Annotated in this window: 22 protein-coding genes; 14 read left to right on the top strand and 8 right to left on the bottom strand. The window is 72.1% G+C overall.

Annotated elements, in window-relative coordinates; genetic code table 11:
• The first annotated feature begins 2 nt into the window (after window positions 1-2).
• From ABIC52_RS02440 to ABIC52_RS02405, 8 genes are all read left to right on the top strand, one after another.
• Entirely contained in the window at window positions 3-845 is an 843-nt protein-coding gene (locus ABIC52_RS02440) for a PhzF family phenazine biosynthesis protein (RefSeq protein ID WP_126891979.1), read from the top strand.
• A gap of 297 nt (window positions 846-1,142) precedes the next feature.
• Complete coding sequence (locus tag ABIC52_RS02435; protein WP_126891980.1) at window positions 1,143-2,504, top strand: extracellular solute-binding protein; 1,362 nt, start codon at window positions 1,143-1,145, stop codon at window positions 2,502-2,504.
• A 106-nt stretch (window positions 2,505-2,610) separates the two neighbouring features.
• On the top strand, window positions 2,611-3,561 hold the full coding sequence (locus ABIC52_RS02430; RefSeq protein ID WP_435526057.1) for a carbohydrate ABC transporter permease: 951 nt from the start codon (window positions 2,611-2,613) through the stop codon (window positions 3,559-3,561).
• Window positions 3,562-3,563: 2 nt separating this feature from the next.
• Complete coding sequence (locus ABIC52_RS02425; RefSeq protein ID WP_435526056.1) at window positions 3,564-4,463, top strand: carbohydrate ABC transporter permease; 900 nt, start codon at window positions 3,564-3,566, stop codon at window positions 4,461-4,463.
• Between the two features lie 95 nt (window positions 4,464-4,558).
• Window positions 4,559-7,723, top strand: a complete 3,165-nt coding sequence (locus tag ABIC52_RS02420; RefSeq protein ID WP_354026551.1) for an alpha-mannosidase — start codon at window positions 4,559-4,561, stop codon at window positions 7,721-7,723.
• Between the two features lie 346 nt (window positions 7,724-8,069).
• On the top strand, window positions 8,070-9,029 hold the full coding sequence (locus ABIC52_RS02415) for a hypothetical protein (RefSeq protein ID WP_354026550.1): 960 nt from the start codon (window positions 8,070-8,072) through the stop codon (window positions 9,027-9,029).
• 40 nt (window positions 9,030-9,069) lie between these two features.
• Window positions 9,070-9,810 (top strand): histidine phosphatase family protein, encoded by a 741-nt coding sequence (locus tag ABIC52_RS02410; protein WP_126891985.1) that lies wholly within the window; start codon window positions 9,070-9,072, stop codon window positions 9,808-9,810.
• Entirely contained in the window at window positions 9,800-10,684 is an 885-nt protein-coding gene (locus ABIC52_RS02405; RefSeq protein WP_354026549.1) for an NAD(P)H-hydrate dehydratase, read from the top strand. Before ABIC52_RS02410 ends, ABIC52_RS02405 begins: the two co-directional genes overlap by 11 nt.
• A gap of 197 nt (window positions 10,685-10,881) precedes the next feature.
• Here ABIC52_RS02405 and ABIC52_RS02400 read toward each other — a convergent pair whose 3' ends face one another.
• Window positions 10,882-11,319: a YdeI/OmpD-associated family protein gene (locus ABIC52_RS02400; RefSeq protein WP_354026548.1), complete on the bottom strand. Its 438-nt coding sequence runs from the start codon at window positions 11,317-11,319 to the stop codon at window positions 10,882-10,884.
• Window positions 11,320-11,596: 277 nt separating this feature from the next.
• Here ABIC52_RS02400 and ABIC52_RS02395 point away from each other — a divergent pair, with 277 nt between their 5' ends.
• From ABIC52_RS02395 to ABIC52_RS02380, 4 genes are all read left to right on the top strand, one after another.
• Entirely contained in the window at window positions 11,597-12,736 is a 1,140-nt protein-coding gene (locus ABIC52_RS02395; RefSeq protein WP_126891988.1) for an ABC transporter substrate-binding protein, read from the top strand.
• Window positions 12,737-12,894: 158 nt separating this feature from the next.
• Window positions 12,895-13,833: an ABC transporter permease gene (locus ABIC52_RS02390; protein ID WP_209676502.1), complete on the top strand. Its 939-nt coding sequence runs from the start codon at window positions 12,895-12,897 to the stop codon at window positions 13,831-13,833.
• Complete coding sequence (locus ABIC52_RS02385; protein WP_238638243.1) at window positions 13,830-14,705, top strand: ABC transporter permease; 876 nt, start codon at window positions 13,830-13,832, stop codon at window positions 14,703-14,705. The genes ABIC52_RS02390 and ABIC52_RS02385 overlap by 4 nt, the downstream gene beginning before the upstream one ends.
• The gene (locus ABIC52_RS02380; protein WP_126892387.1) at window positions 14,702-15,772 is read left to right on the top strand and encodes an ABC transporter ATP-binding protein; all 1,071 of its coding nucleotides are present in this window, start codon (window positions 14,702-14,704) and stop codon (window positions 15,770-15,772) included. Before ABIC52_RS02385 ends, ABIC52_RS02380 begins: the two co-directional genes overlap by 4 nt.
• A gap of 126 nt (window positions 15,773-15,898) precedes the next feature.
• Here the strand turns inward: ABIC52_RS02380 and ABIC52_RS02375 are convergent, their stop codons facing one another.
• Window positions 15,899-16,378: an NUDIX hydrolase gene (locus ABIC52_RS02375; protein WP_126892388.1), complete on the bottom strand. Its 480-nt coding sequence runs from the start codon at window positions 16,376-16,378 to the stop codon at window positions 15,899-15,901.
• Between the two features lie 58 nt (window positions 16,379-16,436).
• Here ABIC52_RS02375 and nagB point away from each other — a divergent pair, with 58 nt between their 5' ends.
• Entirely contained in the window at window positions 16,437-17,222 is a 786-nt protein-coding gene (nagB, locus tag ABIC52_RS02370; protein WP_126892389.1) for a glucosamine-6-phosphate deaminase, read from the top strand.
• Between the two features lie 94 nt (window positions 17,223-17,316).
• Here the strand turns inward: nagB and ABIC52_RS02365 are convergent, their stop codons facing one another.
• Window positions 17,317-18,486 (bottom strand): MalY/PatB family protein, encoded by a 1,170-nt coding sequence (locus ABIC52_RS02365; protein WP_354026546.1) that lies wholly within the window; start codon window positions 18,484-18,486, stop codon window positions 17,317-17,319.
• Window positions 18,483-18,839, bottom strand: a complete 357-nt coding sequence (locus ABIC52_RS02360) for a hypothetical protein (protein WP_354026545.1) — start codon at window positions 18,837-18,839, stop codon at window positions 18,483-18,485. Before ABIC52_RS02360 ends, ABIC52_RS02365 begins: the two co-directional genes overlap by 4 nt.
• Before the next feature lie 95 nt (window positions 18,840-18,934).
• On the opposite strand from ABIC52_RS02360, the gene ABIC52_RS02355 reads away from it, so the two are divergent.
• The gene (locus ABIC52_RS02355) at window positions 18,935-19,165 is read left to right on the top strand and encodes a hypothetical protein (RefSeq protein ID WP_126892391.1); all 231 of its coding nucleotides are present in this window, start codon (window positions 18,935-18,937) and stop codon (window positions 19,163-19,165) included.
• Here ABIC52_RS02355 and ABIC52_RS02350 read toward each other — a convergent pair whose 3' ends face one another.
• From ABIC52_RS02350 to purU, 4 genes are all read right to left on the bottom strand, one after another.
• Entirely contained in the window at window positions 19,166-19,567 is a 402-nt protein-coding gene (locus ABIC52_RS02350; RefSeq protein WP_126892392.1) for a VOC family protein, read from the bottom strand.
• Window positions 19,568-19,598: 31 nt separating this feature from the next.
• On the bottom strand, window positions 19,599-20,714 hold the full coding sequence (gene nagA / locus ABIC52_RS02345) for an N-acetylglucosamine-6-phosphate deacetylase (RefSeq protein ID WP_435526059.1): 1,116 nt from the start codon (window positions 20,712-20,714) through the stop codon (window positions 19,599-19,601).
• 92 nt (window positions 20,715-20,806) lie between these two features.
• Window positions 20,807-21,220, bottom strand: a complete 414-nt coding sequence (locus ABIC52_RS02340) for a YrdB family protein (RefSeq protein WP_354026544.1) — start codon at window positions 21,218-21,220, stop codon at window positions 20,807-20,809.
• A 7-nt stretch (window positions 21,221-21,227) separates the two neighbouring features.
• Window positions 21,228-22,088 (bottom strand): formyltetrahydrofolate deformylase, encoded by an 861-nt coding sequence (gene purU, locus ABIC52_RS02335; RefSeq protein ID WP_354026543.1) that lies wholly within the window; start codon window positions 22,086-22,088, stop codon window positions 21,228-21,230.
• Window positions 22,089-22,332 lie beyond the last annotated feature (244 nt).

Below are 22,332 nucleotides of genomic sequence, written 5' to 3'. Positions count from 1 at the left end.
GGATGCGCACCGAGGTCCTCCGCTACACCGCCTTCGCCGCCGAGCCCGGGGGCGGCAACCCCGCGGGGATCGTGCTCGACGCCGAGGGGATGACCGACGACGAGATGCTCGCTGTCGCCCAGCAGGTGGCGTACCCGGAGACCGCGTTCGTGGTCGGGCGGACCCCGGACGGCGCCCGGGTGCGCTACTTCTCGCCGGCCGCCGAGGTCCCCTTCTGCGGCCACGCCACCGTCGCCACCGCCGTCCTGCTCGCCGAGCGCGAAGGAACCGGTTCCCGGGTCTTCTCGACCGCGGCCGGGGACATCGCGGTCGACGCCACGACCGCCTCCGACGGCAGTGTGCAGGTCGCGATGACGAGCGTCGAACCCGACACGCGGCCGATCGACCCCGTGCGCTGGGAGCGACTCGCCGCCGTGCTCGGGCTGGTCGACGGCGACGTCGCCGAGGGGTTCCCCGTGCTCGAGTCCTTCGCCGGCAACCGGCACCCCGTCGTCGTGCTCGCCGACCCCGAGCTCTTCCACCAGTTCCGGTTCGACCCCGCCACGCTCGCCGCACTGAAGCGGGAGTACGGGTGGGAGGGCACCGTCACGGTCCTGCACCGCACGGGCCCGCTCGAGTTCGAGGCGCGGAACCTCTTCCCCGCCGGCCGCATCACCGAGGACCCGGCGACGGGATCCGCCGCTGCCTCGACCGGCGCCTACCTGCGCGCGGTCGGAGCGGTGTCGCCCGGGAGCCGCGTGGTGATCCGGCAGGGTCGACACGTCGGGCGTCCGAGCGTGCTGCTCGTCGACGTGCCCGAGTCCGGCGGCATCACGGTGATCGGCGGCGCCACCCCCATCGCCTGACCCGGGCTCGCTGCCCGTTCCTTCCCACAACGCCTGCGATGCTGGCGCTCGTTCCTTCCCAGAACACCTGCGATACCTGGCGCTTCCGGGCGTACCTCGTGGTCCCGGCGGACCAGGTACGCCCGTTCCGACCCGGTACGCCCGGAATCACCGGGCGCCCGGGCCCACGCCTCCGCCGCGCGCCCGCGACCGTTGCCGACCCGTGACGAAAGTGCTTGACACGAATAAGTCCATCCGTTGTACTAATCCTGCGCGCGGGTGACGGAGCCCGCGGACATCCCGTGCAAAGGAGCACCGATGAAACGCCGCACCCGAATCATCGCCGGCCTCGCAGCCGTGGCAGTCGCCGCGGTCGGGCTGGCGGGTTGTTCCAGCTCGTCGTCGGCCTCGAGCGACACCATCAAGATCGCGTACCAGAAGTTCGGCGCCTTCCAGCAGCTCGACGCCCAGATGAAGGAAGTCAAGACCGAGTACGAGAAGGCGAACCCGGGCAAGAAGGTCACCCTCGTCCCGATCCAGGCGCAGGGCAACGACTACTACACGAAGCTCGCGCTCATGAACAAGGCGCCCGCGACCGCCCCCGACGTCATGTACGAGGACACCTTCCTCATCAAGTCCGACGCCGAGGCCGGGTACCTGCTGCCGCTCGACCAGTACGTCGACAAGTGGGACGAGTGGGACCAGTTCTACGACAACGCGAAGCAGGCCGGCCAGGGCGACGACGGCAAGATCTACGGCGTCTCGATGGGCACCGACACGCGTGCGCTCTGGTACAACAAGGACCTCTTCGCCAAGGCCGGGCTGCCGGTCCCGTGGCAGCCGAAGACCTGGGACGACGTGCTCGCCGCGGCCAAGACGCTGAAGGAGAAGGACCCGAACGTCATCCCGTTCAACATCTACTCCGGCAAGGCGCAGGGCGAGGCCTCGACCATGCAGGGCTTCGAGATGCTCCTGTACGGCGCGGACGGCGACGGCAACACGCTCTACAAGGACAAGAAGTGGGTCGTCGGCTCGAAGCAGTTCGAGGACTCGCTCAAGTTCGTCAAGGAGGTCTACCAGGGCGGTCTCGGCCCGACCCCGCAGCAGGCGCTCGACACCAACGTCGGCACGACGATCGCGCAGACGTGGCTCCCCGAGGGCAAGCTCGCCATCGACCTCGACGGCTCGTGGCAGTCCGGCACGTGGCTCGAGTCCGGCACCGCTCCGTGGAAGGAGTGGAACGACGTGATGGGTCAGGCGGCCTTCCCGACGCAGAACGGTCAGGCACCGGGTTACAACTCGATGTCCGGCGGGTGGACGCTCGCGGTGGGTTCGAAGACGAAGAACCCGCAGGCGGCGTTCGACTTCATCACGACGTTCCTGAGCAAGGACGGCTCGCTCAAGTACGACACCGAGAACAGCCAGATCGCGGTCCGCAAGGACGTCGCCGAGGACCCGGCGTACACCGGAGCAAACCCGACGTTCAAGTTCTTCTCGGACCTGGTGGAGCACACCAACTTCCGTCCGGCGACGAGTGACTACTCGCAGGTCTCCAACGCGATCCAGGTCGCGATGGAGTCGGTGATGACCGGGCAGCAGACACCTGCCGAGGCCGCGAAGGTCTACGACCAGTCGGTCGAACAGGTCGTCGGCAAGGACAACACCGTCGACGCCGGCTAGCGGCGCGACCACCTGACGGTCTGGAGGCGCGGCTCACGTCGTGCGCCGCGCCTCCAGACCGTCCCTCCCCACCTTCGGAACCCCTCCGCACCCGGAAGGCATCCCCGTGTCCAGCACCCCCCTCGCGCCGACGCTGTCGGCGCCCGGTGCGCCGAAGCGCACCGATCCTCCCGTGCCGCGCAAGCGGCGACCGCTGCGGAACGCGACGCGGGTCGTCCCGCTCCTGCCCGCGGTGGTCCTCCTCGTCGTCTTCCTGCTCGGCCCCGTCATCTCGTCGTTCTACGGGTCGTTCACCAACTCGGCCCTGACCGGCGCGAGCGCCGCGAACCAGCAGTTCGTCGGCTTCGCGAACTACGTCGAGCTGTTCCGTGACCCGGACTTCCCGAAGTCCGTGGTGCTCACGATCGTGTTCCTGCTGGCGTCCGCCGTCGTCGGGCAGAACGTGCTCGGACTCGGGCTGGCGTTCCTCATGCGCAGCGCGAACAAGGTCGTCCGCGCGATCGTCGGCACGTTCGTCGTGGCCGCCTGGGTCCTGCCCGAGATCGTTGCCTCGTTCGCCGCCTACGCGTTCTTCAACGACACCGGCACGCTCAACACGTTCCTGGCGTCCATCGGGATCACCGGGGCGAACTGGCTCTACACGTACCCGATGCTCGCCGTGATCCTGGCGAACATCTGGCGCGGGACCGCGTTCTCGATGCTCGTGTACTCCGCCGCCGTGTCGGAGGTCCCCGAGGAGATCACCGAGTCCGCCGAGGTCGACGGGGCGACCGGGTGGCAGCGCCTGATCTACATCACGCTGCCGGTCATCCGCCGGTCGATCTCGACGAACCTCATGCTCACGACGCTGCAGACGCTGTCGGTCTTCACCCTCATCTTCGTGATGACGGGCGGCGGCCCCGGCACGAACTCGTCGACCCTGCCGATCCTGGCCTACCAGGAGGCGTTCAAGTTCTCGCAGCTCGGCTTCGGGACCGCGATCGCGACCATCCTGCTGGTCGTCGGTGCGGTGTTCTCGATCATCTACATCCGGGCGCTCAAGCCGGAGGTGGACTGACCATGGCCCTCACCGCTGACCGTCCCGTGTCCAACGTCACCCGGTCCGTGACCGCGCCGGGCGCCCTGCACATGACCTCGCCGCGCGGCCGGACCATGCGCTGGGTGTCGAACGTCGTGCTGCTCGTCATCGCCGTGTGCTTCGCCGTACCGCTGCTCTGGCTCGTGCTCGCCTCGGTGGACACGCAGGCGTCGCTGTCCGTGAAGATCCCGACGCAGTTCACGCTCGACAACTTCACGCAGGTGCTCACCCCGGAGCTGTCGTTCATCCCGCTCGCGAACAGCCTGCTGCTCTCCGGCGGCACGGCGGTCGTCACCGTGGTGTTCGCGCTGCTCGCCGCGTACCCGCTGTCCCGCTACAAGATGCGGGTGAACAAGCCGTTCCTGTACAGCATCCTGTTCGGCACCGGCCTGCCCGTCACCGCGATGATGGTACCCGTCTACGCGCTGTTCGTGTCGCTGAACCTCATCGACAACGTGTGGGGGTGCATCTTCTTCCTCGCGGCGACCTCGCTGCCGATGGCGATCTGGATGGCGAAGAACTTCATGGACTCGGTGCCGATCTCGCTCGAGGAAGCCGCCTGGACCGACGGCGCCTCGATGTTCACCACGCTGACGCGCATCGTCGTGCCGCTCATGCGTCCCGGGATCGCCGTGGTGTTCATCTTCGTGTTCATCCAGGCGTGGGGGAACTTCTTCGTCCCCTTCGTCCTGCTGCTCTCGCCCGACAAGGTGCCCGCCGCGGTGAGCATCTTCAACTTCTTCGGGCAGAACGGGGCCGTCGCGTACGGGCAGCTCGCCGCGTTCTCGATCGTGTACTCCGTGCCGGTCATCGCCCTCTACGTGCTCGTGTCCCGCGGCCTCGGTGGGGGCAACGCCCTCGCCGGAGGCATCAAGGGCTGACCCCGACCCACGCTCTCCGGGCCTCCCGGGCCCGACCGTCCCTGCCGACGGCCGTCCTGCTGACGGACCGTCCCTGCTGGAAAGGAACCACCTCCATGCACCACGACGAACCCCTCGTCGAGGCTCGGATCGCTCGCCTCGTCCGCGACCGCATCGACCCCGCCGTGCACCGTCGCTCGGCCCCGGTCACCGTCGACGCCTGGCAGGTGCCGGACGAACCGGTGCCGTTCGCCGAGGCCGTCGCAGCCGAGTACACGCCGTTCACCGTCGGCGAGGCCTGGGGTGGTCGGCCCTGGGGGACCACCTGGTTCCGTGTCCGCGGCACCGTGCCGGAGGACTTCGGGGTCGACCCGGGCACCACCGTCGAGCTCCGTGTCGACCTCGGCTTCTCGAAGCGCCAGCCCGGGTTCCAGGCCGAGGGGCTCGCCTGGCGCACCGACGGCTCGACCATCAAGGGCATCGAGCCGCGGAACGACACCGTTCCCGTCGAGGTCGGCCCCGGCGGCTCGTTCGAGCTGTACGTCGAGGCCGCGTCCAACCCGGACATCGGGGGCGACGACTTCCAGGGCGCGACCCCGCTCGGGTCGCGTTCGACGGCGGGCACCGAACCGATCTACCGCCTCCGCGCACTGGAGCTCGTCGAGCGGGACGACACCGTGTGGGAACTCCAGCAGGACGTCTGGGTGCTCCGCGGACTCATGGCCGAGCTGCCGACCGACGGCACCCGGGGCGCGGACATCCTGCGCGGCCTCGAGCGTGCGGCGGACGCTCTCGACCCCGACGACGTCGCCGGCAGCGCTGCCGCGACCCGCGAGGTGCTCGCGCCGCTGCTCGCCGTGGGGGCGGCCGGATCTGCCGGGCGCGCCGTCGCCGTCGGGCACGCCCACATCGACTCCGCCTGGCTCTGGCCGGTGCGCGAGACGATCCGCAAGTGCGCGCGCACGTTCTCGAACGTGCTCGACCTGATGGACCAGGACCCCGACTTCACCTTCGCCTGCTCGTCGGCGCAGCAGTACGCGTGGATCCGTGACGGCTACCCGTCGATCTGGGCGCGCATCAAGCAGCGCGTCGCCGAGGGGAGGTGGATCCCGGTCGGCGGCATGTGGGTCGAGTCGGACACGAACCTGCCCGGGGGCGAGGCGCTGGCGCGGCAGTTCGTCGCCGGCAAGCGGCTCTTCCTCGAGGAGTTCGGCATCGACACCCCCGAGGCCTGGCTGCCCGACTCGTTCGGCTACACCGGCGCCCTGCCGCAGATCGTCCGCGCGGCCGGCTCGAAGTGGTTCGTCACGCAGAAGCCCTCGTGGAACGAGACGAACGTCATCCCGCACACGTCCTTCCACTGGGAGGGCATCGACGGCTCCCGCGTCCTGACGCACCTGCCCCCGGCCGACACGTACAACTCGGACGTCTCCGCCGCCGACCTGCACCGCGGCGAACGGGGCAACAAGGAGCGCGGCGTCGCGAACACCTCGATGCTCCTGTACGGCTTCGGCGACGGCGGTGGCGGCCCCACCCGCGAGATGGTCGCGGCAGCCCGGCGCCAGCACGACCTCGACGGCTCGCCCCGGGTCGACCTCGGCACACCCGCCCAGGTCTTCGACGAGCTCGAGCGCGTGCTGCCCGAACCCGCCGTGTGGTCGGGGGAGATGTACCTCGAGTTCCACCGCGGCACGTACACGTCGCAGATCCGCACGAAGCAGGGCAACCGTCGCTCCGAGCACCTGCTCCGCGAGGCCGAGCTCTGGGCGGCGACCGCAGCAGTGCGACTCGGCGCCGAGTACCCGTACGACGAGCTCGAGTCCGTCTGGCACACCGTGCTCCTGCAGCAGTTCCACGACATCCTGCCGGGGTCGTCGATCGCGTGGGTCTACGAGAACGCCGAGGCCGAGTACGCCCGGGTCGCCGCGGTCCTCGAGGAGCTCATCGGCACGGCGACGACCGCACTCGCGAGCGGTGGTGCGCCGGCGCTCGCCGGGGTCGGGGCGTCCGCGACCGCCTTCGCCGGGGACGGCGGGGCCGTGTTCGACGCTTCGCAGGAACCTGGTGGGGTCGGGACCGGCGGCAGCGCGGAGGTCGGGACCGTCGTGCGTTTCAACGCCTCGCCGGTGGCTGCGGGCGGGGTGACCGCCCTGGGTGGTTCCGCGGCGTCGGCGGAGGAGGCCGTGCCGCCCGTCCGGAGCGGTGACCGCTTCGTCTTCGACACCGGTGTCGTCACCGCGACCGTCGACGCGGAGGGCCACGTCGTGTCGTTCGTCGACCACGCGACCGGACGCGACGCGATCGCGCCCAGCGCTGTGGCCGCGCAGTACACGGTGTTCCGGGACACCCCGAACCAGTGGGAGGCGTGGGACATCGACCGCGCCTACCAGCGGAGCGGGACCGTGCTGACGGCGGCCTCCGTCGAGGTGGTCGGCGATGCGCTCGTCGTGACGCGCCCCTTCGGCTCGTCGTCGGTGACCACCCGGTACTCGGCGACCGCGGGGCAGCCCGAGCTGCAGATCGAGACCGAGGTCGAGTGGCACGAGCGGCAGAAGCTCCTCAAGCTCGCGTTCCCGCTCGACGTCCGGGCGTCCGTCGCGTCGAGCGAGATCCAGTTCGGGCACATCGACCGGCCGACGCACCAGAACACGTCGTGGGACATGGCCCGGTTCGAGACCTCCGCGCACCGGTGGGTGCACGTCGCGGAGCCCGGGTTCGGGGTCGCGGTCGCGAACGACTCGACGTACGGGCACGACATCACCCGCTCGACCCGTCCGGACGGCGGGACGACGACGTTGGTGCGGGAGTCCCTGCTGCGCGCACCCACGTTCCCGGACCCGCACGCCGACCAGGGGCACCACGTGTTCCGGACGGTGCTGCGGACGGGGGAGTCGGTGCTCGACGCGGCGGACTCCGGGTACCGGCTCAACCTGCCGGTGCGGGCGGTACCGGGGTCGGGGTCGGCCGACGTGTCGCCGCTGGTCGTCGTGTCCTCGCCCCAGGTGCTCGTCGAGGCCGTGAAGCTCGCCGAGGACCGTTCGGGTGACGTCGTCGTGCGGCTCTACGAGGCGTCGGGCGGTCGGGCGTCGGACGTCGGGGTGTCGTTCGGGTTCGACGTCGACGCGGTGGAGGCGGTGGACCTGCTCGAGCGGCCGCTCGGGTCGGGGGCGGCTCCGGGCGCGGGGTCGGGTTCGGGGTCGGGTTCGTGGCTCGCGGGGGAGCCCGTCGTGCTCACGTTGCGCCCGTTCGAGATCGTCACGCTGCGGGTGCGGCGGGCCTGAGGCCACGCCGGCCCCGAGGCAGCGGGGTCGGCGACGCCGGCCCCGGGGCAGCGGGGTCGGCGACGCCGGCCCCGGGGCAGCGGGGTCGGCGGCAAGGCTGCGGCGCCGGGGGAGCACGGGTGCGTTCCCTCGACGCCGCGTCGCACTCCCCGGCGAAACCGGGCGTACCAGGTTGATCCGGGCACACTTGGTCCTTCCTTCCGACGAGGTATGCCCGGAAGCGTTTGGCATCGCATCTGTTCTGGGAAGGAACGTGCGTCCTGCACAGGGCGTTCGGCCTGGAGGCTCGTCCACAGTCGCCGCCGTCGGGCCCCGTCGGCAGGTGGAGACCGGGCACGATCGCGCCATGGAACGTCCACTCCCGATCCTCCGTGCGGGGCCCGCTCGTGAGGTCTCGTGCGACCCGACGACGCTTCGCCGCCGCGCTCGATCGAGCGGCGCTGACCGACTGGTCCGCGTCGGCCCGAACGCCTTCGTCGAGGGGACCCACTGGGACTCGGCGGGCCCACGGCAGCGCTACGTGACACGTGTCTACGCCCGACTCGGGCGGATCGGCACCGCGGCGGTCGCGTCGCACGCGTCAGCGGCAGCGGTACTCGGGCTCCCGGCGCTCGGCGGCTGGCAGGTCCCGGTACACGCGACCGTGCCCGAGACGATGTACCGCGGGCGGACGCGAGACCTCGTCCTGCACACGCGTCCCGTTCGCGCCGACGAGCGACTGACGGCTCACGGGATCCGGGTGACGACCGTGCCCCGGACCGTCGTCGACATCGCGATGCGGGACGACCTCCGCACCGCGGTGGTCGTGGCGGACGGGGCGTTGCGTTCAGGCATCGGAACCGAGGAGCTCGCTGCGGCGGTCGATCCGCGGGCACGCGGGCGCCGCCGAGCGGAGCACGTCCTCGGTCTCGCCGACGGCCACGCCGGATCCACCGCCGAGTCCGTCGCTCGTGTGGTGTTCCTCGAACTCGGGCTGCCGAGACCGGTCCTGCAGCAGGAGTTCGTGGTCGGTGGGCGCCGGTTCGCGGTCGACTTCTGGTTCCCGGACCAGGGCGTCGTCGTCGAGATCGACGGTCGAGCGAAGTACACGCAGGAGCGGTACCTCGCAGGTCGGAGCCCCACCGAGGTGTTCCTCGACGAGAAGCGGCGGCACGAGCGGCTGCTGACCGTGCCCGGCGTGCGGACGATCATCCGGCTCGAGTGGCGCGACCTGTTCGACCCCGATGCGCTGGTCCGACGCTTCCGGGCGGCGGGACTGCCGTGTCCGGTCCGACCGGTGAGGAGTGCACGACCCGGGGCGGCCTGACCGGGAAACGGTCCAGGGGGACGCGGTTAGCGTCACGACCATGGCTGTCACCGAGATCTGGCTCGTCCGCCACGGGGAGTCCACCGCGAACGTCGCCGCTGCGAGGGCCGAGGCCGCGGGAGCCGACGTCATCGAGGTCGACCACCGCGACGCCGACGTCCCGCTGAGTCCGTTGGGGGAGGAGCAGTCCCGAGCGCTCGGGCAGGAGCTCGCTGACCGCGGCGTCGACGACGTCCCGGTGGCGCTGTGGGTCTCGCCCTACCGTCGGGCGCAGCAGACGATCGGCATCGCGCTCGACGCCGGCGGGCTGACCGAACCGCCGAAGCGGGTCGACGAGCGGCTCCGCGACCGGGAGCTCGGTGTCCTCGACCTGCTCACCCGCGACGGCGTGCGGAACCGGTACCCGGACGAGGAACGCCGACGGCAGTGGCTCGGCAAGTACTACCACCGCCCCGCCGGCGGGGAGTCCTGGGCGGACGTGATGCTCCGCCTCCGCACCGTGCTGACGGACGTCGACCGGCTCGAGGGCCCCGAACGCCTGCTCGTCGCCGCACACGACGCGGTCGTGATGCTCGCCGTGGCCGTCTGCCTCGACCTCGACGAGCACGCGCTGATGGCCTTCGCCGAGGACCATACGGTGGCGAACGCGTCGCTCACACGACTGCACCGCGACGGACCGGGCGCCCCGTGGACCCTCGAGGAGTTCTCCGCCGTCGGGCACCTCGACGACGATGAGGTCACCGAGCACAGCGGCCGGAAGGACGACGCTCGTGTCGACTGACCAGGAGCCTGCAGCACCGCAGCACATCACGCCCAACGTCCTGCGCGAGTGGGCGCTGCCCGACCCCGGCGCCGGCAAGTACGGCCGGGGGCAGGTCCTCGTCGTCGGCGGCGCGGCCCACACCCCCGGAGCCGCGATGCTGTCGGCGCTCGCCGCACTGCGCGTAGGAGCCGGACGACTGTCGCTGGCGGTCGGGTCGAGCGTGGCGAACCACGTCGCGGTCGCCGTCCCCGAGTCAGGCGTCGTGCCGCTCGACGAGGACGACGCCGGACACGTCGCCGTCGGCGCGATCGACGCCGTGCGGGACACGGCCGGCTCTGCGGACGCGGTGCTGGTCGGTCCGGGGCTGGACGAGCCGGACGGTGCGCGGGACCTGGTCGCGGGCATCGCGGACGCCGTCGGCCCGGACACCCTCGTCGTGCTCGACGCCTTCGCGCTCGGTGTGGCCGCCGACGTCGAGGACCGGCTCCGACCACTCCGAGGACGGCTCGTGCTCACACCGAACAGCGGTGAAGCGGAACGGCTGCTCGGCCGGGACTGCGGGGACGACGACGTCGCCGACGCCCGGGAGATCGCCGAGCGGTACGGCGCCGTGGTCGCGCTGTCCGACGTCATCGCGGCCCCGGACGGTCGAGTCTGGATCAAGGGCACCGGTTCCGGAGGGCTCGGGACGAGCGGTAGCGGCGACGTGCTCTCCGGCGTGGTGGTCGGGTTGCTCGCTCGCGGGGCCGAGCCCGCGCAGGCCGTCGCCTGGGCGTCGTACGTCCACGCGGCCGCGGGTGACCGCCTGGCCGTACAGGTCGGGCCACTGGGCTACCTCGCGAGCGAACTGCTCACCGAGATACCGCGCGTCCTGGTCGAGCTCGGCGGCTGATGACGGCGCTCGTTCCTTCCCAGAACGGTTGCGATACCTGACGAGAACGGGTGTACCTGGCGGAACGGAACGACCCGGTACGCCCGGAACGACCAGATACGCCCGATTCCGCCCGGTGCAGGCAGCACCGAACACCGAGCAGCGTGCACGCAGCTACGCGCGGAACGACCTCCTCCGCGCGGAACAGCAACACCCGCCTACCCGCGCAACGACTCCACGGCCTTGTCGACCCGGCGCTGCCGCGTCTCCGGGGCCTTCGCCGCGAGCACCGGGTCCACGAGCGCCCGCTGCCGTGAGGCCGACAGGGTCTCGTAGGCCGCCCGCACCCCGGCCTCGTCGAACGCTGCCGCCAGGTCCTCCGGCAGCTCGAGCGTCCGCGGCAGGGTGTCGACCTCGAGCGTGACCTCGATGGTGTCCCCGGCGGCGATGCCCGCTGCGGTGCGGTGCGCCTCGGACAGCGGGACCAGGAACTGCCCGCCCATCACGCCGACCGTGGACCGGTAGGTGTAGCCACCGTCGATCGTGACGACCACGGCGGGGCGCTTCCCGGAGCCGAGGGCGAGGACGACCTCCTCGGGGACGGGCAGGCCGGTGGCCGTCTTCCTCGCCTGCAGGACCGTCGTCGTGAACTGCACCCGTGCCTCCCGGCTGTCCGCGGTCGTGACCGCACCCGCGCGGCCGACGCGACCCTGCGTCGTACCGGTCGAGCGCGCACCGCGCGACCGGACGTCGAGCCTGCCGCGACCGACCCTCGCCGGGGACCATCCTCGGCAGCGAAACCGTACAGCCGCACCCGCTGTTCCGCCACCGTTCACCGCCGCAGCACGACCGCGAAACCGGGCGCGTCCACGATCGTGCCGAACCCGGACCCCCGGACACCCGAACCCCCACCGCACCCGGAAGGCACACCCCGTGCAGCACACCCGCACCCTGGCCGGCATCGCCCTGGCCGCAGCAGCAGTCGTCACCCTGGCCGGTTGCTCGGCCACGAGCAGCGCGTCGACGTCGAGCGACACCGACTGGAAGACCGCCACGAGCGCCGAGTCGGCCGGCGGCATGGACGCCCTCGTGAAGGCCGCGAAGGCCGAGGGGCAGCTCAACGTCATCGCCCTCCCGCCGACCTGGGCGAACTACGGCAAGATCATCGACGGCTTCGAGAAGAAGTACGGCATCACGATCAACTCGGCGAACCCCAACGGGTCCAGTGCCGACGAGGTCGCCGCGGTCAAGTCGCAGCAGGGCCAGTCGACCGCGCCCGACGTGCTCGACCTCGGCAACGCGGTGATGCAGCAGAACCTCGACCTGCTCACCGACTACAAGGTGGCGAACTGGTCGGACATCCCGGACACGCTGAAGGACGCGGACGGCAAGTGGACGCGTGACTACACGGGCCTCATGTCGATCGGGTACGACTCGTCGAAGATCAAGGACGCCCCGAAGGACCTGAACGACCTGCTCGGCAGCGAGTACAAGGGCAAGGTCTCGATCGCGGGCGACCCGACGCAGGCGAACCAGGCCGCCTCGGCGGTGTACCTCGCCGCACTCGAGAACGGCGGCTCGGCGGACGACATCACCAAGGGTGTCGACTACTTCGGCAAGCTGAAGCAGGCCGGCAACTTCCAGAACGTGCTGCCCACGCAGGCGACCGTCGCCTCGGGTGAGACCCCGGTCGTCGTCCAGTGGTCGTACAACAACCTCGCCTGGGGTCCGGCCGCCGGTTCGAGCGGCAACCAGAACTGGAAGACCGTCGTCCCCGAGGGGCAGGCGCTCGGCTCGTACTACTCGCAGGCGATCAACAAGGACGCACCGCACCCCGCGGCAGCGCGCCTCTGGCAGGAGTACATCGCCAGCCCGGACGCCCAGAACCTGTACCTGCAGGCCGGCGCCTTCCCGTCGACCCTCGCGGCGATGGAGCAGTCGGGCAAGGTCGACGAGGACGCGCTCAAGGCGGCCGGTGGCATGCCGAAGGACTACGTTGAGCTGACCGACGCGCAGGTCACCGACGCGGCGAAGGTCCTCGCCGCGAAGTGGTCCGCCACGATGGGGTCCTGACAGCCGTGACGACCGCATCGGCGCCGGGCGGCAGCGCGTTCGCCCCGGGCGCGAGCACAGGGGCGAGCACAGGGGCGAGCACAGGGGCGAGCACGGGCACGACGGGCACGACGGGCACGACGGGCACGACGGGCACGGGCACGGGCACGAGCACCGCAGTGCCGGTCCCCGCCGCCACCAGCGCGGCGGCGGCCCCCGTCGAGCCGACCGGCGCCGATGCGACCACCCGTGGCGCCGGGACCCGATCCCGGCGCCGCCCGGGCCTCGCCTGGCTCGGCCTCACCCCGTTCGCCGTGTACGTCCTGCTGTTCCTCGCCGTCCCCACCGTGATCGCGGTGGGGAGCGGCTTCACGACCGGCGACGGGGCCTTCACCCTCGCGAACCTCGCAGCGTTCCGCGACCCGTCCGTCCTCCGCGCCTTCGGCGGCTCGTTCGGCCTGTCGGCGGTCTCGGCCGTGATCGGCGCGGTCGTCGGCGCCCTGGTGTGCTGGGCGCTCTCCGCGCTCCGTCCCGACGGGCTCGTGCGCTCGATGATCGACTCGGCCGCGAGCGTGCTCGCCCAGTTCGGCGGCGTGATGCTCGCCTTCGCGTTCATCGCCACGATCGGCGCGCAGGGACTCGTCACCACCTGGCTGGTGTCGACCTCCGGCCTCGACCTCAACGCCGACGGTGCCTTCCTGTACACCGTGCCCGGCCTCGTCATCCCCTACGTCTACTTCCAGGTGCCGCTCATGGTCCTCACGTTCATGCCCGCCCTCGAGGGGGTCCGCTCCCAGTGGGGCGAGGCCGCCGCGACCCTCGGCGCCTCGCGCGCGACGTACTGGCGGCGCATCGCCCTGCCCGTGCTCGCGCCGGCGTTCTGGGGCTCGCTGCTCCTGCTCTTCGCGAACGCGTTCTCGTCGTTCGCGACCGCGGCAGCACTCATCTCGCAGGGCGGCATCGTCCCGCTGACGATCCGCGCCCAGCTCACGAGCGAGACGATCATCGGACTGCAGAACGTCGCCGGGGTGCTCGCACTCGGCATGGTCGTGGTCATGGCGGTCGTGATGGGCGCCTACTCGCTGCTCCAGCGTCGCGCCGCGAGGTGGCAGCGGTGACCGCCGTGTCGTCGGTCCGCCCCGTGGCGACCGCACCCCGGACTGGAGGCTCCACCCGCCCCGGCCGCTTCGGCGTCGCCCCGTCGCGGGTCACCGCCGTCGTCGTGCTCACCCTGGTCGGACTCGTCTTCGCCGTGCCGCTGGTCGCCCTGGCCCAGTTCACCTTCCGGCAGGGCACCGACGGCGGTCTCACCCTCGACCACTACGCGGCGATCGTCGACCCCGCGAACACCGCGACGTACCAGCCGGTGTTCGACGGCCTCGCGGCGTCCCTGCTCATCGCGGTCATCACCGTCGCGATCGTGCTGTTCGTGCTGCTGCCCGCTCAGATCGTCACCGCGCTCCGCTACACCCGCCTGCGCCGTGTGCTCGAGTTCGTCTGCCTGGTGCCGATCACCGTGCCCGTGGTGGTGCTCGTCGTCGGCTTCATCCCGGTCTACCAGGTGGTGGCGCAGGTCCTCGGTTCGGGCGCGTGGACCCTCGCCCCCGCGATCGGCATCGTGTCGCTGCCGTTCGCGTTCCGTCCGATCGCCGCGGCGCTGACCTCGGTCGACGTCACGGTGCTGTCCGAGGCCGCCCGCTCGCTCGGCGCCTCGTGGTGGACCGTGACGTGGCGGATCCTGCTGCCGAACCTCCGTCGCGGCATCACGGCCGCGTGCTTCCTGACCATCACCGTCGTCCTCGGCGAGTACACCCTCGCCTCGTTCCTCTCGCGCACCACGTTCCAGACCGCGCTCGTGCTCGTGCAGCAGACCGACCCGTACGTCGCCGCGGTCTTCTCGCTCGCCGCACTGCTGTTCGGCTTCGTGCTGCTCGTCGTCATCGGCCGGGTCGGCGCGGGCCGCCGGCGCACCCCGAAGGAGTCCGCATGACCGTCACCGCCCCTGCCGCCCCGGCGTCGCTGTCCACCGAGGGGGCGACCGTCGAGCTCGAGGCCGTCGAGAAGCACTACGGCTCCCACCGTGCGCTCGCCGGCCTGTCGCTCCGCATCGAGCCCGGCGAGTTCGTCTCGCTGCTCGGGCCGTCCGGCTGCGGCAAGACCACGGCGCTCCGAGCGCTCGCCGGGCTCGAGGCGATCGACTCCGGCTCGATCCGCATCGACGGGGCGGACGTCGCCGCCGTGCCGGTCGAGCGGCGCGACATCGGCATGGTGTTCCAGCAGTACTCGCTGTTCCCGCACATGACGGTGCGGCAGAACGTGTCGTTCGGCCTCGAGATGCGGAAGGTCGCCGCCGCAGCCCGCCGCGAGCGGGTCATCGAGGCGCTCGACATGGTGCACCTCGCCGACTTCGCCGACCGGTTCCCGCACCAGCTCTCCGGCGGACAGCAGCAGCGCGTCGCCCTCGCCCGCGCGCTCGTGACCCGGCCGCGCGTGCTCCTCCTCGACGAGCCGCTGTCCGCGCTCGACGCGAAGGTGCGGGTGTCCCTGCGCGACGAGATCCGCCGCATCCAGAGCGACCTCGGCATCACGACCGTGTTCGTCACCCACGACCAGGAGGAAGCGCTCGCCGTCTCCGACCGCATCGCGGTGATGAACGCCGGCGGCATCGAGCAGGTCGGGACCCCCGAGGAGCTCTACCGCCACCCGGTCTCGGCGTTCACGGCGGACTTCGTGGGGCAGTCGAACCGCCTGCGAGGGGACCTGCGCGGCGGCGACGTCTTCGTCTACGGCTTCCGCGTCCCGGCGCTCGCGGGGGACACCGCGGACGGCCCGGTGCTCGCCTACGTCCGCCCCGAGGACGTCGCGTTCGCCGCGGAGGGTGTCACCGGCACCGTCGTCGCGTCGAGCTTCCTCGGCTCGATCCGCCGCACGACGGTCCGGCTCGACGACGACACGGTCGTGACCGTGCAGCACGAGGTCGGTGACCGCCGCGCCGCCGGTGACGCCGTGGCCGTGCGGCTGCTCGGCGCCCCGGTCGCGGTCGCCCCGCTCGCCTAGCGGGCCGGGCGTCTCCGAGACTCGGGCTACGCGACGGATCGCGGGCCGCACGGCGTGAGAACCGTCGCTCACCCCGAGACTCGGCCCGGGCCACGGACGCGAGCGGTTCCTCCCGACCGGTGGTGGTCAGCGCTCGAAGCGCGCGGCCGGCTCGTCGGACAGGCCCGCCTCGACCCGGGCGAGCATGTCCGCGGACATCTCCGGCAGGGCATCGAGCCGGGCCCAGAACGCCTCGGTGTTCTCGCCGTCGGCTGGCGCCGGCGTGCCGGACACGTACCGGCAGGCGAACACGAGGTCGAGGTACTGCGCGCGGTCACCGTTCGGGTAGGTCATCTCCGGCAGGACGTGCACCCAGTTCAGGCGCTCGGCGACCGCGACGACGTCGGCCTCCTCGAGCACCTCGCGCTCGGCGGCGACCGCGGGCTCCTCGCCCGGGTCGACGATGCCCGTCACCGGCGTCAGCGCGCCGTTGTCCGCGCGCCGGACGACGAGCAGCTCGCGGTCGGGACCCTCGCCGCGCGTGACGACGGCGGTGATGCCCGTCATCCAGAGCGGGTCGTTCCCGACCTTCTCGCGCAGGGACAGGACGAAGTCAGGGGTCGGCATGCCTCCACGCTACCGATCGCCCCTGTCGCCCACTGGTCATGACCAGTAGGGTGACGGCGTGGAGATCATCATCCTGCCGACGCCGGCCGAGGTCGGTCGCGTCGCCGCCGCCAAGATCGCCTCGGTCGTCGCCGAGAAGCCGTCCGCCGTCGTGGGCCTCGCCACCGGGTCGAGCCCGCAGGGCATCTACGCCGACCTGCGCCGCCGGGTCGAGGTGGGCGAGGTGTCCTTCGCCGCCGCACGCGGGTTCGCCCTCGACGAGTACGTCGGCATCCCGCTCGAGCACCCGGAGTCGTACGCGTCGGTCATCGCCCGCGACGTGGTCGAGCCGCTCGGGTTCGACCCCGCGCGCGTGCGGGTGCCGGACGGCCGCGCGACGGACCTGGCGTTCGCGGCCAAGGAGTACGACGCCGCGATCCGGGCCGCCGGCGGGGTCGACGTGCAGATCCTCGGCATCGGGGCGAACGGGCACATCGGGTTCAACGAGCCGACGTCGTCGTTCGCGTCCCGGACGCGCATCAAGACCCTGGCGCCGTCCACGCGCGAGGCCAACGCCCGCTTCTTCGACTCCCTCGACGACGTGCCGACGCACTGCATGACGCAGGGTCTCGGCACGATCCTCGAGGCGCGCGAGCTCGTACTCGTGGCGCAGGGCTCCGCCAAGGCCGACGCCGTCGCCGCCGCGGTCGAGGGGCCGCTGTCGTCGTTCGTGCCCGGCTCGGCGCTGCAACTGCACGAGCACGCGACCGTCGTGGTGGACGAGGAGGCGGCCGCCGGGCTGCGCCTGGCCGACTACTACCGGTACACGTACGCGCACAAGCCGGAGTGGCAGCGCTTCGAGTGACCTGCCGGGGGGTCCTCGCCTAACGCAACGTCGGCGGGAGCGCGCAGCGGTACAGCGCTGCGGGCGGTCGCCCTCGTTGCGTCCCGCGGAGGGGTCAGCGAGCGGAGGCCAGGCGGGCCAACCCCTCGCGCAGGGTCTCCTTGGAGCACCCGAAGTTGAGCCGGGCGTGGCCGATGCCCGGCCGGCCGAAGTCGCGACCGTTCGTCAGCGCGACCTTCGCCCGGTCGACCAGCTGCAGGGCCGGGTCGTCGCCCCACGGCAGGGCGCGCAGGTCGAGCCAGGCCAGGTAGGACGCCTGCGGCTGCCGGTACCCCGCGCCGGGCAGGGCGCTGCCGAGCTCCTCGGCGAGGACACGACGGTTGCCGGCCAGCTCGGCGAGCAGCGACGCGAGCCAGGGCTCCCCGTCCCGGAAGGCGGCGACGCTCGCGGTGTACCCGAGGATCCCGGTGCGTTCGACGACCTCGACGGGCAGCCCGTCGAACCAGCCGCGTGCCCGCTCGGACGCCCCGACCATGAGCGCGCACTTCGTCCCGGCCAGGTTCCACGCCTTGCTCGCGCTCGTCAGGGCGACGCCGTGCTCGATCGCCTCGGGTCCGCAGGTGAGGAACGGGGTGAACACCGCGTCCGCGTGCACGAGCGGCGCGTGGATCTCGTCGGAGACGACGACCGCGTCCCACGCCGCGGCGAGCCGGGCGAGTGCCACGAGGTCCTCGCGGGCGTGCACGAGGCCGAGGGGGTTGTGCGGGTTGCAGAGCAGCACGGTCCGAGCGCCGTCGGCGAACGCGCGCTCGATCCCGGCGAGGTCCATCCGCCAGCCGGCCGTCGTGCCGAACGGGTCGGGCTCGCCGTCCGGGGCCAGCAGTGGGACCTCGGTGACGGCTCCGCCGGCCTCGCGGACGTACTCCCAGAACGGCGGGTAGACGGGCGGCATGAGGACGACCTGGTCACCGGGGTCGATGATCCGGCGGAGCACCTCGACCGCCGCGACCGACACGTCGGTGGTGGTCCGGACGAGGTCCGGGTCGACGTCCCATCCCCACCGGCGGTCGGCGAAGTCGGCGAAGACCTCGGGGAGCACCCGGGTGTGGCCGACGTACCCGGTGTCCCCGTTCCGGACCGCGCGCTCGAGTGCCTCGCGCACGGGCTCGGCGGGGACGGAGTCCATCTCGGCGACGAACATCGGCAGGACCTCGGGCGGGTACGCCGTGTACTTCTCGCTCGTGCGGGTGCGCTGCGCATCGAACACGCTCACCATGACGCTCATGCGGCCATCCTGGCAGCGGCGGTCGCGGACGTCACCCCGAGGCGATGCCGAGCAGCGCTCCCGGCGACGACCGACCCTTGCTGCCGTCCGCCCTCGACGGCCGGGGACCGTGGCCGGATCGTGACCGCCCGCTCGTGGTCCGTCGGCGACCATGGAGGCATGCGGCGGGGGACGACGGGAGTGGCCACTGCATCGGCCGTGCTGGTGCTCGTGACGACCGGGTGCGCCGGCATCGGCCCGACGGCGTGCACGGCGATCGGCTGGAGCAACACCGTCGCGGTCGAGGTCCCGGGCTCGGCGGACCCGGCGTCCGGCGTCGCGGGCGTCGTCGTCTGCCAGGGCGCGGACTGCACGCCCGGGGGAACCCTCGCCGCCGGTGCCCCCGACCGCTCCCGGGGACGCCACACCCGGCGGACCACCGGTCGGCATCCCGTCCTCGGACGCGTCCGTGCCGACGGACGACGCGGCTCGCTCCCCGGTGTTCCCGACGCCCACACCGGACGGCGACGTCTGGTCCGTGCCGACGACGGGGACCGACGAGCGCGGCCGCGTCGCGGTGATCGGCGCGGACGACCGGGTGCTCGTCGAACGGGACGTCCGCTTCACGTGGGTCTGGCACGGCGGGAGCGAGCAGTGCGGCGGCCCGTCGACGGCGCAGGTCGTGGTGCGCCTGCCCTGATCAGGCGCCGGCTGTGTCGGGGCGCATCCAGAACGGCGACCAGTGGTACCCGTCCGGGTCGTCGAACTGCCGCTGGTACATGAACGGGTACTCGTCGGTGTCACCGATCCGGCCACCGGCAGCACGGGCCCGTTCGACCAGCTCGTCGACGGCCTCGCGACTGTCGAGGTCGAAGGAGAGCGTGACCTTCGACGGCGTGTCCGGGCCGCCGATCAGGTCCTCGGTCCCGCCGACGCTCGCGTAGGCCTCGCGGCTGCTGAGCATCAGGTACTGGTCGGGGCCGAACACGATGCACGAGACGTCGTCCCGCGACATCCGCGGGTCGACCGTCCATCCGAGGGCCGTGTAGAACGCGGTGGCGCGCTCGACGCTCGCGACCGGGCAGGAGACGAAGAGGCTCACGGGATGATGGTCCCGCCGCGCGCCGCCTCGGTCAAGACCCGGCGGGCACCAGCTCCCGACCGGCTCCCCACACCCGCTGCACCTCGAGTGCGGGGGAGAGCGCCACGAGGTCCGCTGCGTACCCGGGCGCGATCCGCCCCAGGCGGTCCCCGAGCCCCAGCGCCGCGGCCGGTGTGCTCGTCAGGGCCGCGACCGCCTCGGGCAGCGTGGCCCCGGCAGCCGACACGGCGAGCCGCAGCGCTGCGTCCTGCGTCAGCGTCGAGCCCGCGATCGTCTCCGTCCCGGCGACCCGCGCGACGCCGTCCACGACGTCCACCGACAGTGACCCGAGCGCGTAGGAGCCGTCGGGCGAGCCGGCTGCGGCCATCGCGTCGGTGATCAGTGCGACGCGCCCCGGCGCCGCACGGAGCAGCACGCGGGCGACGGCGGGGTGCACGTGCACGCCGTCGAGGATGAGCTCGAGGGTCACGCGGTCGTCCTCGAGTGCCGCGGCGATCGGGCCCGGTGCCCGGTGGTGCAGCCCCGGCATCGCGTTGCACGCGTGGGTGAGCAGGGTGGCTCCGGCGTCGAAGGCCGCGCGGGCCTGGTCGTACGAGCAGACGGTGTGGCCCACGGCGACCGTGACCCCGGCGTCGACGAAGCGGCGGACCGCGTCGAGTGCTCCCGGCAGCTCGGGTGCGATCGTGACCTGCCGCAGGACCCCCGCACCCGCCTCGAGCAGGGCGTCCACGGCGGCCGGCGACGGATCGACCAGGTGTGCGGCGTTGTGTGCGCCCTTGTTGTCGGGGGAGAGGAACGGGCCCTCGAGGTGCGCGCCGAGCACGAGCGGGTCGACTGCGGCGACGGTGCGGATCCGGTCGAGCGACGCGGCGAGCGACGGCAGCGGGTTCGCGACGAGGGACAGGACCGAGCGGGTCGTGCCGTGCGCCCGGTGGACCGCGAGGGCGGCGTCGAAGGTGTCGTCCTCGTAGGCCGCGCCGCCACCACCGTGCCCATGAAGGTCGACGAAGCCGGGCGTCAGGACGGCGTCACCGAGGTCGACGACCTCGGCGGACGAGGCGGCTGTCGGCAGGTCGGCGCCGGCACCGACCGCCTCGATCACGTCACCGGCGAGCAGGACCCAGCCGTCGTCGACCGAGCCGGTCACGTCGACGAGGCGACCGGAACGGACGAGCGTGCGCCGCGCCTCCCGGCCGGAGCCGGAGCTGGAGCCGGACCCGCCCGCTCCCGCAGGCAGGCTCACGCCGTCTCCCGCCGGAACGCGACCACCCCGGAGAACGCCGCGACCAGCACGAAGACCAACCCGACCACCGGGTGCCCGAGCGACACCCAGGCACCACCCGCGGCGATGACCAGTGCGGTCTCGACGACCACCTTGCCCACCACGTCTGTGTCGATCGGCGACCGCGGCGAGCGGAAGAGGAACCAGACGACCGCGGCGAACAGCGGCGCCCCGACCATGAACAGCGCGCCCGGGAACGGGAACGGCCATGCGAGGTAGCCCCAGTACGCCAGCGACAGCAGCCCGAACGCGCACACCAGCACGCGCAGCACCACCCAGGCGGAGACGGACGCCCGGGGGCGCGCGGGTACCGGGTCGGTGGGCGGTGGGACCTCGCCCCAGTCGACGGGGCTCTGCGGTGCGTTCGTCATGCGGTGCCTACTTGAAGATGATGGTGCGGGCGCCGTCGAGCAGGACGCGGTCCTCCGCGATCCAGCGCACCGCCTGCGTCAGGGTGCGGGACTCCTCGTCCTGGCCGATCGAGACCAGCTCGGCGGGTTCCTTCGTGTGGTCCACGCGGACGACGTTCTGCTCGATGATCGGCCCCTCGTCGAGGTCGCTCGTCACGAAGTGCGCCGTCGCACCGATGAGCTTCACGCCGCGGGCGTGCGCCTGCCGGTACGGGTTCGCGCCCTTGAACCCGGGCAGGAACGAGTGGTGGATGTTGACGGCCCGGCCCTCGAGCGCGGCGCAGAGCTCCGGCGACAGGATCTGCATGTAGCGCGCGAGGACGACGAGCTCGATGTCGTGTTCCTCGACGGCCTCGAGGATCCGCTGCTCCATCGCCTGCTTCGCGTCTGCGTCGGTGACCGGCCGGTGCTCGAACGGCACGGAGTAGAACGACGCGAGGCCGGACAGGTCGGGGTGGTTCGACAGGACGAGCGGGACCTCGATCGGCAGCTGCCCGCCGCGCTGCCGGTACAGCAGGTCGTTCAGGCAGTGCCCGGCCTTCGACACGAGCACCAGGGTGCGCATCGGACGTCCGACGACGTCGAGCTGGACACGCATGTCGTAGCGCTGGACGACGGGCGCGAGGGCCTGCTCGAAGGCCTCGCGGTCGACCGGCGCCAGGACCTGCAGTCGCATGAAGAACGAGTTCGTGTCGGCGCTCGAGAACTGCTGCGACTCGGTGATGTTGCCGTTGGCCGCCACGACGGCTCCGGACACGGCGTGCACGATCCCGGGCTGGTCGTCGCAGACGAGCGTGAGGGTCCAGTGCGTGGGGTTCGGGTCGGTCACGGAGATCAGGGTACCGGGGTGCTCCGGCGGTCCGCCGCTCCGGTGCTCCGCCGTTCCGGCGTTCCGGTGCTCCGGCCGGGAGGCCCGTGGTGCGCCCGCCGCGGGACCGCCTGGAGACTCGGCGCGGCTCCCGGCGGGGCAGCGCGGGTCGGTCTGGAGGCCCGGTTCGGCTCCGGCGCCGTCGGCACGCGGCCCGGCAGGTCGTGTGGTTCAGGTCCGCCCAACGGGGAGCACGTCGCGCCAC

It is taken from the genome of Curtobacterium oceanosedimentum (assembly GCF_040545555.1).
Taxonomy (GTDB): Bacteria; Actinomycetota; Actinomycetes; order Actinomycetales; family Microbacteriaceae; genus Curtobacterium.
The sequence above is the reverse complement of the archived record's forward strand: the minus strand, read 5'-3'. Positions and strand labels throughout refer to the sequence as shown.